The 12,709-nt window shown below is 46.8% G+C and carries 6 protein-coding genes; 2 read left to right on the top strand and 4 right to left on the bottom strand.

Features of this window, described 5'->3' with window-relative positions; all coding sequences use genetic code 11:
- Positions 1 to 123: 123 nt before the first annotated feature.
- Complete coding sequence (locus L4D19_RS16220) at positions 124 to 4,545, top strand: hypothetical protein (RefSeq protein ID WP_428453306.1); 4,422 nt, start codon at positions 124 to 126, stop codon at positions 4,543 to 4,545.
- Positions 4,546 to 4,612: 67 nt separating this feature from the next.
- Here L4D19_RS16220 and L4D19_RS16225 read toward each other — a convergent pair whose 3' ends face one another.
- From L4D19_RS16225 to L4D19_RS16235, 3 genes are all read right to left on the bottom strand, one after another.
- A complete protein-coding gene (locus tag L4D19_RS16225) occupies positions 4,613 to 8,503 on the bottom strand; it encodes an amino acid adenylation domain-containing protein (RefSeq protein WP_428453307.1) in 3,891 nt (1,296 codons plus the stop codon).
- Positions 8,504 to 9,143: 640 nt separating this feature from the next.
- Complete coding sequence (locus tag L4D19_RS16230) at positions 9,144 to 9,914, bottom strand: alpha/beta fold hydrolase (RefSeq protein ID WP_428453308.1); 771 nt, start codon at positions 9,912 to 9,914, stop codon at positions 9,144 to 9,146.
- A gap of 258 nt (positions 9,915 to 10,172) precedes the next feature.
- Positions 10,173 to 10,937, bottom strand: coding sequence for an AraC family transcriptional regulator (locus L4D19_RS16235; protein ID WP_428453309.1), 765 nt, complete (start codon positions 10,935 to 10,937; stop codon positions 10,173 to 10,175).
- A gap of 134 nt (positions 10,938 to 11,071) precedes the next feature.
- Between L4D19_RS16235 and L4D19_RS16240 the strand changes: the two genes are divergently transcribed.
- Positions 11,072 to 12,235 (top strand): multidrug effflux MFS transporter, encoded by a 1,164-nt coding sequence (locus tag L4D19_RS16240; protein WP_428453310.1) that lies wholly within the window; start codon positions 11,072 to 11,074, stop codon positions 12,233 to 12,235.
- Between the two features lie 77 nt (positions 12,236 to 12,312).
- On the opposite strand, the gene L4D19_RS16245 is transcribed toward L4D19_RS16240, so the two are convergent.
- Complete coding sequence (locus L4D19_RS16245) at positions 12,313 to 12,699, bottom strand: carboxymuconolactone decarboxylase family protein (protein WP_239411143.1); 387 nt, start codon at positions 12,697 to 12,699, stop codon at positions 12,313 to 12,315.
- Positions 12,700 to 12,709: the final 10 nt, after the last annotated feature.

Consider the following 12,709-nt stretch of genomic DNA (forward strand, 5'->3'; position numbering starts at 1 on the left):
AACGAGCACATTATTACTTATACTCTCACGGTATGAACGGTGTTCATAATAATTTTAAAATAAAACATTACCGCCCACGCGAAGGCGGAGCATTCTAAGAAAAGTATTTAAGGTTCATTCACAATGCGTAAGCTGAATATATCAGTGTTATTTCTTCTTGCCGGTTCGGTGCATGCAATGCCGATGCAAGAAACAAACGCGATGGCGTTTCCTAACAGTCTCAGTTGTAGTGCCGGGTCAAAGGTTGATGAAGCTCAGGGGCGAAGTCTGTTACCGGATGTGCTGGCTCAAGCTGGTAGTATTTGGCAACCGGAAGACTTTCAATTTATTGCTCAGGTCGATGGGGTAGATAGCCATCATTTAGTCTTTAATCTTCATCACAACAACATTCCGATCGAAAAGCAGGAGCTGATTTTATCAATCGATAACAACTGTCAGTTATTCCGTTATCAGTATCGGGTGGTTGATTATCGACCAGGAGAAGATGATAACAACAGCAGTAAAATAAAGAGCATTGATGAAGCAATTAGTTCGCTCAAAACCATCTTGAGTAACCCTAAAGAGCCATTAACACTTTCTATCCAGTCTCAGGCGAATAGGTTACGGTTGCTCAATAAAGCCGATCAGAAACAATTACCCGCAAGCTATGTCGCCGATGAAATAACGGGTTCGCCGCTATATCGGATATCAAATAAGAAGCTGGTGCTTGGTTACCAGTTGAATTTGCCTTCTCGTAACCCGGATGGGTTATTAGAGTTGTGGTGGAACAGCCAGTCGTCTAGTCCGTCCGCTTTACCTCGTTTTCCTTATGCAAAACGTAGCGACAAACAAAGTATTCCGCCGATGTCTCCTTGGCAGTGGCAGGGGTATGGTCAGCATCCTCAGCGAACGCTTGGTGCAAACTATGTGGCAAATTTCTGGGAGGTGTGGCCGCCTATCTCTCAGAGTTTATCGATAAACACGGCTGATAAACTGCAGACGGCAAATCTGGTTTTTCTTGATAGCTTGGATTTCTCTTGGGATTTTGGAAATAGTGCGTTTGCACAGTTATGGAGTGACGCCGATAGCGATGCGGATTCTGCTGCAGAGAAAAAGCGAAAGCTGACGAGTATTATCACCAATGTTGCCTACGCGGATAAAGGGATCGGCTACGCTGCCAATACGCTAGGTTATGCGCACTTGCTGCCAAGCAAACCAAGCTTGGTGCTATCAACTACTGCGAGTGGTGGAAGCAGTATTTACAAACCGGCATTCGATATTATTCAGATTGTCGATAATAACTGTAGCGCCTCGCTCTACGATCCCGGTGCCACACTGCACGAACAAGGACACTCTGTTTTTATTCGATTGCAGGGTTTGTCACGCTCCAATCCGGTTAACACTGCAATGAATGAAGGGTTTGCCGACTATTGGGCGGCTGGGTTCTTGCGCCAGGATCCTAAATGGAATGGCAGCCTTAGTGACTTTAGAAGCGGAGCATGCGGTAAAACGAGTGCTGATCGACAGCTTCGTACTCAGCTTTATGATTACTTTGATGGCATGGAAGCGAAAATTTCCTCTTCCCATGGTGGCATAACGGGGCCGGAAGGACAGGTTTTCTTTGAACCTATGTTAGCTCAGCCGTTACTGGCGGCGATGGAAGACTTGATTGCTATTCACGGTGAAGAGAAAGGCAGAAAGCTTGCAGATCACATTGTGTTGGAGACGTTTGCCGGTCTTTCTGTTGATGCCTCATATTGGGAGCTTTCTCAGGCGTTACTGGTAACGGCGCGTCGGCTTGACTCAAGCTTGAAAGCCGAACAGATATATCGTCTGCGCCTTACTAACTCCAATCTCTTGCCACGTCAGGTTGAGCCGGAATCACGAGTCGCTATCGCTTCTCTGATGCCTGCGGAAACCTCGGTAACCTTGGTTAACCGCGATAGCGCTAATAAGGCTGAACGTGTCGAGGTGGCTCTGCTGAATCAGATTGAACAGAATATAGAGCTGGCTGCGGGTGAAAAGCGGACGTTAACATTACCAACACCGCAACTCACCTGTGGTGAAGCGAGCTTGCAACCTCTTACGGTTCGCCATTGGCAGGACAATAAGCTGGTGCAGGATAAGGCTTATCCGTTCACCTTGATCGGCGGTCACCAAGCTGGTCTGGCTGCATTTGAAAAAGTGAATAATGCCTGGTCGTTAACGCTCAATAAGCCGCTAGCCTGGAAGAGCGATAATGTTCGTCATGTGTTGCGCCTGATAGGAGACAACCAATCTAACTTGTTGCCGAAACTGTCTAATAGCAAGAAGACTATCGAGCTGACCTCATTGGCACGCACTGGTGGAAGTTTGTGGTTAACTATGGATAACAATACTGAGCTAGCTGACGGGAAGTGGCAGCTGACAGGTTATTCAAGTTATACCGCGGCCGAGTTGGTGACGCTGAACTGTGTGCCTGCCTTTACTATTGATGGTCCGACATCGGCGTCTGAAAAATCGACACTGACTTTTAAGGCGATGCTCGCGGGCTCACCGATTACGGTGCAGTGGCAGGTTGTTGGTGAGGATAGCACGTCTGATAGTGAGACGTTCAGCCTAGTGGTCCCGGATCTTGCGCAATCGAAGCGCTATGAGATCGATGCGGTATACACTCTGAATGGTGAGAAGCGTACTGTTCGTCATACCGTAGAAGTCGATGCAGTTAATCAGCCCGCAACATTTGAGATTAATGCACCGACTGAGGTGTCAGAAGGGCAGAGTGTCACTTTCGCTATGGACAAATTATCGGATCCGGACAGTGAAGGCTTTGTACAGGCAAATTGGTATATTGATGGTAAGTGGATCGGGCAGGGCCAGTCTATTCAATGGCAGGCGCCGGCATCGGACCAAGACCGCACTATCGAGCTGTCACTGAAAGTCACAGATAGCCGTCAGTCAGCCGAGTCTGCAGTCAGCAAATCGGCATCTATTGCGCTGAAGCATGTGAATGTTGCTCCGACTATCTCCCTAAATGCGCCTACAGAGGTTCAGGCTGGCAAATTGCTTGAGGTTTCCGCCCTGGTTAGCGACAAGGAAACAGCTGCGGATAAGTTGACTGTGAGCTGGAAGATTTCGGGAATTGATTCACCGGCTTTGCCTTCAGGTAAGCAATTATCATGGACTGTGCCTGCATCCGTTACGGCAAGTTCGTTGACAGTTACTGCTGAAGTCAGTGATGGTGAAGCAACAGCCACTGCGACTCGAGTTATTAACCTAAAACCGGCAAATAAAGCGCCGGTAATAAGCCTGACTGGCTCGACAACTACCCAGGCCGGTCAATCGGTAGAGGTTAGTGCAAATTGGACTGACGAGACGCCGGAAAATGTAAAACTCACCTGGCAAGTGAAAGGCGTGAGTATTCCTTTTGAGCAGCTTAGTAATGAGAAAATTCGGTTGAATATTCCCAAGAGCCAGGGCGCGGGATCGGTACAAGTTCAGGTAACCGCAGATGATGGTGAAGCATCTTCGGTCGCAACACATAGCGTCTCTTGGGGAGCTTATGTCAACCAAGCTCCGACGGTTACTATCGCAGGTCCGGTTAAGGCAAATATTGGCGATAAGGTTACACTGACAGCCAATGCGAAAGATCCAGATAATTGGCCTGCTGCACTTCAGTTTAAATGGAGCCAGATTTCTGGTCCACTTGTCGTGCCTGTCGCCAAGGGCTCAACCTTAGAGTTCACCGTACCCGCAAGTGCATCAGGCAGTGCGCAGACGTTTGAGCTTGATGTGTTTGACGGCCAAACCCACACCAAGAAACAGTGGCGTATTGATATCGCTAAGTATGTTATTCCAAGCCCGGTTATCAAATTAAAAAATGAAGTAGCTGGTGGATACAAACTTGCTGAGTTGAGCGAGCTGAGCTTGGATGCTTCGCCATCGACAGGTACTGGTAGTGAAACGCTTGTCTTTAGCTGGAAGCAATTAAGTGGTCCTGCTTTATCTGATCTGCCGTCGCAAGGTAAGCAGATTAAAATCAAGTTACCTGAAGTGGGTACTTCGTCGGATATCGAGCTTGAGCTGACGGTTAGCCAGGGGAGTCGCGTGAGTCGTAAGATCATCCGAGTAGCTGTCGGTGATCTGGGCCCTGCCGCTAAACCGGCAGCAGTCGAGTCAAAACCTGCAGGCGCCAATTTGGTGCTTGATGCAGACAGTGTGGCAGATTTGGAAGACGGTATCGCATACCAGTATCACTGGGAGCAGGTGAAAGGGACGAAAGTCGCTATTGCCAACCCTGATGCCAAGGTCTTGAATGTTGCATTGCCTTCATCAGGCAAAGAGCAAGAACTTGGTTTTTCTCTGACGATTACCACGCCGGGTAAAGGTGTTCGCCATTATCCTGTTAGCCTAAAAGTGGCAGCAGCGCCTGCTCCTGAAACGACTCCTGAGCCGACAACAGCCCCAACTCCGCAGGCGCCTTCGTCGTCAGATGGAGGGAGTGGCGGTTCATTTGACTTCTTTGGCGTGTTGGCACTGTTTGGCATGATGCTATTGAGAAGGCGAGAAGCTAAAAGCAAGAAATAGTCGTGATATCTCATCACAATGGAAAAAACAGCATAGGCGTTAACCTATGCTGTTTTACTTTTAGCGCTTACACATCAGCGACTTGTTCACTGTTTAACGTTTCAGACTGGCGTTTGAGCAACTCACTAGCAAATTGATCACCGAATTGTTCAAGGTACTGACGTTGCAGCAAACATTCGTGCGGAGCATCAACTTCGTACTCGATTAGTGATCCCGAAACGTAAGGAGACCAAAGTGCAGGTTGCTGTTCTTCTGTCCGCAAAATATCGGTGGTGGCACGGATAAAGAGTAGATCACCGTTAAAGCGGTCATATCGACAGTTGGCAAGCAGATCAAGCATCAGTTTGGAATCTTCCACAATGCGTGTCAGGAAGTCATCGCCAACATCATTCTTGCCAAGAACCTCATCCATGGCACTCTTCAACCCTTTCATTCCTGCGCGTGGAGTACCGATAATGGCTCGAGTCATACGCGTAATAACGGTCGCATCATCCAGCTTGAGCGAGGCTTGCCCTTCTTGCAGCGGGTAGCTGTCAAACATACACAGGAAGCTGACCTGATGTCCCTGAGCCTGAAGCATTGCTGCCATACGAAGTGACAGGTTACCGCCAACGGACCAGCCTGCCAGTTGATAAGGGCCTTCAGACTGGATAGCCTGAATCTTTTGTAAGTATTCCTTGGCAAGCTCATCCAATGAACCCACGATCCGGTTCGGATCGCGAAGGATTGGCGACTGGATAGCATATACTGGCTGGTCTTCGGGCAGGAAAGGCAAGAGACCGGCATACGGCCAGGCAATTCCTCCGCCCGGGTGAATACAGAATAATGGCGGACGGTTACCTTCGACACGTAGCGGCAGCATGCTGTCGAAAGGATCGCTGTAGCTGACACTAGGATCCAGACGTTGAACTAACTGGCGAGGAGAAGGGGCAGCAAGGAAGTCACTGATCCCTAACGTGACGCCAAACGCTTCATTGATACGGTTAATGAGCTGCAGGCCCAGCAGCGAATGACCGCCGAGCTCGAAGAAGTTCTCGTTGGCATAGACTTGGTTGCGTTCCAGTGTTGAGGCAAACAGGCTGCACATTGTCTCTTCTTCAGCTGTTGTTGGAAGAAGTTTCTCTGTGCTGTCGATAATGACCGGTGACGGCAGTTGCCTGACGGCGAGTTTGCCGTTTGATGTCAGCGGGAATTCTTCGACAGTCATTATAACATTGGGGATCATGTGATGGGGCAACTGACGGCTGACGGCTTGCTTCAAACGATCGCTTTCAAGTGCAGCATCCTTGCAGACCACATAACCGACAATGGCTGGACCATGGGGAAGCTCACTCAAGAGTGCGACAGCATCTTCTACATCACTACAACTGAGCAGGGCGTTTTTGATTTCATCCAGTTCAATACGCAAGCCACGAAGTTTGATTTGGTTGTCCTGGCGTCCGAGGTAGTGAATGCGCTCCTCGGAGTCAAAATAAACCCGATCGCCAACCCGGTACATGGTGGTGTTTTCATCAAGCAAGTCTGGCACAAAGCCTTTTGCCGTTAGCTCAGGCTGGTTGCGGTATCCTTGCGCAACGCCGGGGCCTCCGATGAACAGCTCTCCCCATGAACCGGGAGGGAGCAGTTGCTGTTGCTTGTCGACCACATAGAGGCGGGTGTTGGCGGTTGGCGGTCCGATTGATAAGTTGTTGGTACCAAACTCAGCATTGATAGAGGTAGCAAAGGACGTTTCAGTCGGGCCATAGACATTGAGCAGTCGACAATGCGAGAAACGTGAGAGCAAAGCTGGGGTACATGCTTCGCCACCGAGCAAGAGCCTGGTTCCCTGACGAAAATCTTCTGTTTTGTGGTAGGCCAGCAGGCTGGGTGTCATGACAAGCAGGTCGATGTTTTCGCATTTGACCAGTTTAGCCAGCGGTTTACCCGGTGTACTTGCAACCTTGTCGGTAATCACCAAGGTAGCTCCGGCCAGCAGAGTCATCATGATCTCAAGCACGGACATATCAAACCCTGCCGCGATGAACTGCAACACCTTCTCGCCGGGTTGAAGATCAGCAGCCTCTATCGCTGTGCGGGCGATAGGGACAAGGTTGCGGTGGGTGACTTCCACGCCCTTGGGTTTACCGGTAGAGCCGGAGGTGTAAATAAGGTAAGCCAGCGAGCTAGGGTCAACGCTATAAATGGATTGCCGGGCCGTAGGCAATTGCTCGAACAATTCTGCTGATAGGTAAAGCACTTTTTCGGCTTGAACGTTTACATTAAGTCCGCACCCGGGAGAGACAAGAATTTTAGCGGGTGCTGCATCTGAAAGAATGTGTTCGATACGGCCTTCGGGTAGCTCCGGGTCGACGGGAACGTAAGCAGCCCCAAGCTTGAACAGGGCCACGGCAGCAATGGCCCATTCGATGCTTCGTGATACAACCACCGCGACACTGTCATTTTGGCTGACGCCTTGCTGTAGCAAATGGTTGGCAAGGCGATCGGCATAGTCATTGAGCATCGAGTAGGAGATCTGACGCTCACCTTGGGAAAGGGCGAACTTTGATGCGTGCTTATTCACTGAGGTATTGAAAGCATCGGCAAAGACAGGTAACTCACCAGCTTTGCCCGGAAGTGAATACAGCCGTTCGTATTCACCATCGAAGAACAGGTTGTAGTCAGCGGCAGGTGTATTAGGCGCTTCGACAAACCGTGCCAGCAAAAGAGTGAGTCGCAGATAATGCATTTCCAGATTTTCATTGGAGAAGAGTTCAGCATTGGCGTTAAAGCCGATCTCCAGACGGCCATCTTTGTTACGGTCGAAGATATCGATACCCAAGTGTGACGCAGGGCCGTTGGCGACATTTTGGATCCTTGTTTCACCGCCATCAAAGTTTGCTCCCTGATCATAGGCGACCACATTCAGCAATGTTTTAAATAGCGGTTTGTTTCCGCGCTCATCATATAGATCCCGGATCATTTCTTCGAAACGGTAGGTTTGGTGCAGCAGGTGACGTCGTAACTGTCGCTGAATGTTAGAAGCGACGGAAAGCACCGTACTGTTCTCGTCAAAAGATAAATGCAGCGGAAGGATGTTAGCTACCATCGAAGGCACATCGCGAAGGGCTTTGATTTGTCTTGCGGCCACAGGCATACCGACAGCCAGTTCAGATTGGCCTGTCAGGCGATGCAGGTAGGTGGCACAGAGTGCCATCAGAACGGAGGACATTCGCAGTTTATGCTCTGCGGTGACATCTCGTAACTGGTGTAACACAGGGCCGTCGAATACTTTTCTCAGGCGGTTTAATTTGGCTAGGGGAGCATCCCCCGGAACAAGTTGTGTGGGCTCTGGCAGGTCTAGGCAATACTTTTGCCAATAAGCCTGATCCTTTACCATCATCTTGCTATTTCGATATTCGTCTTCAGCGGTAAAAATACTGCTTAGAGGCGGCAGATTTCGCGCTTCAACTGTCTCACCACGGCATAGTTTGTTGTAGTGGGTAGCAATATTGCCGGATAGAATGCCGTGTCCCCAACCATCAACGACCAAGTGGGATGCCAGTTCGATGATTCGGTATTGAGACGGTGCCAATTGAACTACAATATATCGGGCTAGCGGTCCGTTTATAAGGTCCATATCCTGACTGAGTAGGTTGCTAAGAAGCCGTTCGTATTCCTGCTCAGGGTCTTGTGATATCGAGATGTCATGGAAATCGAGTTTTTTCCCAGCTTGAGTGTCAGGTGCATGGATGAATTGTGTGAATAGCCCTGTTTCTGCCTGTATATCAAGCGTCGTTCTTAGGGTTTCTGTTTCAGTGAATTGAACCTGAATTGCCTGTTCTAGTTTTGAAAGGTCTAGTTCGCCATGAAATTCAAGTACGTCGCATAAGTGATAGTTGAGATTATGCCCTGACTGGCTGATAGCCAGACAGACTTCTTGTTGTGCTGCACTTAGCGAACAGCTAACTTTATCAAACATCAATGATCCTTTAATACCAGTAGCTTGTTAATAGAAACTGACAATGATTTATATAAAGGTTTTTGTCAGTTAATAGGGAGGCTCACCAACTTTTAAATTAGTGAATGGTTTTATTTTCATCTTTGTTTATAGTTACTTCTGTTTGTTTACCTTATATTCTACAAATCGTATTGATTTCTTGGTTAATAGGTCTGTTTTGTTATTTGTATTTATTATGGTGATGATTTTGTTGATCTATATAAGACAGACGCTTGATAACCTAATCTGTGTTTATATTATGTCGATGATTTTATTCTTAAGATCTAATTTGAGCTGGGAAATAATGGTAAGAGACTGACTGGTTACGATGAATAGTGCGATTGACAACAAAGTTCAGTGTGAACATATGAAGCTAGGTGTGCCAAAATAGAATGAAATATTGGGGTTTTATCTTTATTTATCAATGCTGTAATTGTCAAATCAATAAATTGTGTGGTTGCTCATACTTAGATGGAATGCTCTAATATTAAGCCTGTTATTATACGGAAGAGTCATTGAGGAAATGCACGAACTGATAATAAAGATAAAATATGGTTTTAAAGCTAGCAGGGTGAAAGGGCTAGCTTTAGGTATGAGGTATATTGACCTATTTAAATTGTTCTTAAGTTAAGAATCTTTGTATAACTGAACAACAGATTTGTGGACATTCTTTATGCGCTTCATGTTCTGCAAAAGCAATATTCATGAATATAGTATTGTCGATCTGTTCTACTAGCTCAACCGCTTCTTGAAGAGAAAATAAAAAGTCATTGTCACCACGCATTATAAGTGTCGGGCACTTTATATTACGAATGTCGCTACTGGGATATCCGGAATGTGCTGTATCCATCCAGACTGATTTTACCTCATTGATGAGGCGGTCGAAATCCGGTCGTGGATTAACTTTGTTATAGTAGGCAACGGAATCCGGAAACATGTCTCGCCAGTCATTGGGAGTAACATGTGCTAAAAACTCGATGGATGGATCATTGTCTTCTAAGCGCCATTGTGAGCCTATCGTTATAAGTTTTTCAACATTTTTATTGAATAGAGCAGCCAAGCGATAACTGACAATACCTCCGTCACTAAAGCCTAGAAGAGAGAATGTATCAATAGCTAAATGTTTGAGTATTGCTTCAATATCCTTCTGATATTGTTCGTAACTCAATGGTGCTGTTCCCAGCGTTGATTTACCGTGACCTCTGAGATCAATACCGATAATTCTATAGCCGTTAGGTATAGCCTCAAGAAGGCAGTTGAGATCTGTGATATAACCTAATCCCCCATGGATTAATACAAGTGGCTTTCCGTGCGGGTTGCCTAAGGTTTCGAAATAAATGTCGGCACCATCAGTTGAAAAATGGTGACCTCCTTTGTGATTGAAAATAGCCAACTTTTTAATCCTTTTAGAGAAAACAATAAAACCTTTATTATGATAAAGATAATAATGATATTTAGGTTAGAGTAACTATATGGACTACATTATTTTCTGTAAAGAGATAGTGAATATGAACATATTTTATTATTGAATGTATCCCAATGATATGGGATACCATTTGACATTATTGTTAATGTGATAGCAATCGGGGTGGTTAATAACCAGATATATTTAACATTGTTAATACTCATGATGAGTAATTGGTGACAGTTTTCACATATATTGAAAGGGTGTAATGCCTGTTTGTTGCTTGAAGAAGCTGATAAAGGCACTATCACTTGAGAACTCGAGCTGATAGGCAACATCGTTAACTTGTAATCCTTCTGATAATAACTCGATCGACTTTAATAACCGCCACTGCTGTCGCCATGCCTGATAGGCCATTCCTGTTTCTTTGCTAAATATTCGGCTGATGGTCTTGCTGCTGGCACCAACAGACTGACTTAGCTGGTTAAGGGGGGGAGCAATATAGGTTGGTTCATTGAGTTGTTGTACCCAGCTCTGCAGGCGACGATCTGATGGCAAAGGTAATTGCAGCAACTCTTCTTTGGCATTTGCCAGTTCTTCGAAAAACAGAACCGTAGTGTTTTGTTGTTCGCTTTGTGGTTTCTCCCATTCCCAAAAGGCCATGCGCTCAATCAATGCTTTCAGCAAGGGATTAACTTCTACGATTTTTAGCGTCGAAGGGAGGGAGGTATTTAGCGACGGATCAAAATAGAGAGAACGATATTCGACCACATTGGTCATACGCGCACAGTGCGGGGTGTTGGCTGGAATCCAGGCGGCCCGTGTTGGTGGCAATACACACTTAATCCCATTGAGTGAGATGCTCATGCAGCCTTTAGGTGCATAGAGAAGTTGCCCTTTCTGATGTTGATGCATTCCGGAATCATGCTTGCCGACACGCGTTGCTATGCCTATGACCGCATTTTCCATCTCATCGACATTAAAGATGGTGTGTTCACTGAACTCAGCCATTGTCCCAATCTTGATATTTTCTGTTCTAGTTGTGTTATTTGACCATAAGATAGGCTCGTAAACTAGCTGTCATTCAAATATAAGTGCATTGCTCGAAAAATATGAGCTTCGCTATACAGTTAGAGGTTTATGAGATGAAAACAAAACCAGCGCTGGGTTTAATGGTGGTGCTGATAATGTTCCCGCAGATTGTTGAAACCATTTACAGCCCGGTATTACCGCATATTGCCACCCGGTTTGATGTAAGTGTCAAAGCTGCAAGCCAGACGTTGTCGGTATATTTCTTGGCTTTTGCGTTAGGTGTCATTGTTTGGGGAGTGGTGGCAGATCTATTAGGTCGGCGAAAAACAATGTTACTCGGGCTGTCAGTTTATGCGCTTAGCGCCGCCGGTGCGGTGGTTGCCCCAAGTTTTGAACTGCTTATGGTTGCTCGAGGCTTGAGCGCATTCGGGGTTGCCGTTGGATCTGTTGTTACCCAAACTATGTTACGTGATAGCTATGACGGACCTGAACTAAGCAAGGTGTACTCGTATATGGGAATGGGGATTTCCCTTAGCCCGGTTATCGGCATGATGTCAGGCGGTTTTTTGGCAGAGTGGGGCGGGCATAGCTATGTCTTTGTGACGTTGAGCGGTTTGGCACTGGTGCTGCTGATGATCAGCGTTGCGACGCTTCCTGAGACGATGCCAGAGACAATACATGGGACGACTCCTGAGATAACGGCTCCCTCAGCATTAGGTGATTTGTTTCGACAGATGATAAGGGATAACGATATATGGCGTAGTGCGCTGTTGGTTGCGCTCTTTAATGTCTTGCTGTTTTCATACTACTTACAAGGACCATTCTTGTTTGAACAGCTTGGCTATGACTCTATTACGTTTGGTCGAAGTGGTATTGTGCTTGCTATGGGTACATTTGCGGGCAGCCTGCTAAATAAGACACTGATAAAAAAGGGGTTTATTCACCAGAGGCTGATGTTCATTGCGACCTTGCTTGGCTTAGTCGGGGCGATCGGAGTATTGCTTTTGCAAGGTTCATTATGGTTCCTGCTTCCGATGATTTTCGTTGTGATGGGCTTTGGTATCGGTATCCCTAATGTTCTTAGTCAGGCACTGGTTCATTATCGCTCTCAGGCTGGCAGTGCGGGAGCTGTATTGGGACTTCTGTATTACCTGATGATTGGAGCCGGACTTGCCGTTGCAGGAACGGTACAAAACCTGGGGATTGTGCTGGTGGCTTGCGCCATCATTGCGGTGTTGACTGTAACCATTAAAGCCAGAAATAGCTGTAAAGCCTGATGTAAATGCTTTCAGCCTGTTGAAGCTACAAAGTATGGTTCAACAGGCTGAAGGTAAACCTGTTTGTCTCTCAATGGTTATTTTTCCGTGATAATCCCGCGAGACTCAAACACCTCTTTAGCCGCTGTCATGCCATTGATAGCCGCAGGAAAACCGGCATAGACAGACATTTGCAGGATCACTTCGGTGATCGCTTTGGGTGTGCAGCCAATGTTAAGCGCACCGCTGATATGACCTTTGAGCTGTGGCTGGCAATTGCCCAGTGCAGTTAGTGCGGCAATTGTTGCCAGCTCACGGGTCTTAAAATCGAGTCCTTCACGTTGCAATACATCACCGAACGGATATTCAATGGTGTACTTAGCTAAATCCGGACAAATCTCACTGAAGCTTTCAATTAGCCCATCTGCGGCATTGGGATCGAGTTCATTGAGTTGCTTCAGCCCTTTTTCGTATCTTTCGCTCATGTCATAACCA

It is taken from the genome of Photobacterium kasasachensis (genome assembly GCF_050336885.1).
In the GTDB taxonomy this organism is placed as follows: Bacteria; Pseudomonadota; Gammaproteobacteria; order Enterobacterales; family Vibrionaceae; genus Photobacterium; species Photobacterium kasasachensis.

Bases quoted from the DNA above. Each gene is read 5' to 3' on its own strand.
- L4D19_RS16220 (WP_428453306.1), top strand. From the start codon at position 124: ATGCGTAAGCTGAATATATCAGTGTTATTTCTTCTTGCCGGTTCGGTG.
- L4D19_RS16235 (WP_428453309.1), bottom strand. From the start codon at position 10,937: ATGGCTGAGTTCAGTGAACACACCATCTTTAATGTCGATGAGATGGAA.
- L4D19_RS16240 (WP_428453310.1), top strand. From the start codon at position 11,072: ATGAAAACAAAACCAGCGCTGGGTTTAATGGTGGTGCTGATAATGTTC.
- L4D19_RS16245 (WP_239411143.1), bottom strand. From the start codon at position 12,699: ATGAGCGAAAGATACGAAAAAGGGCTGAAGCAACTCAATGAACTCGAT.
- L4D19_RS16225 (WP_428453307.1), bottom strand. From the start codon at position 8,503: ATGTTTGATAAAGTTAGCTGTTCGCTAAGTGCAGCACAACAAGAAGTC.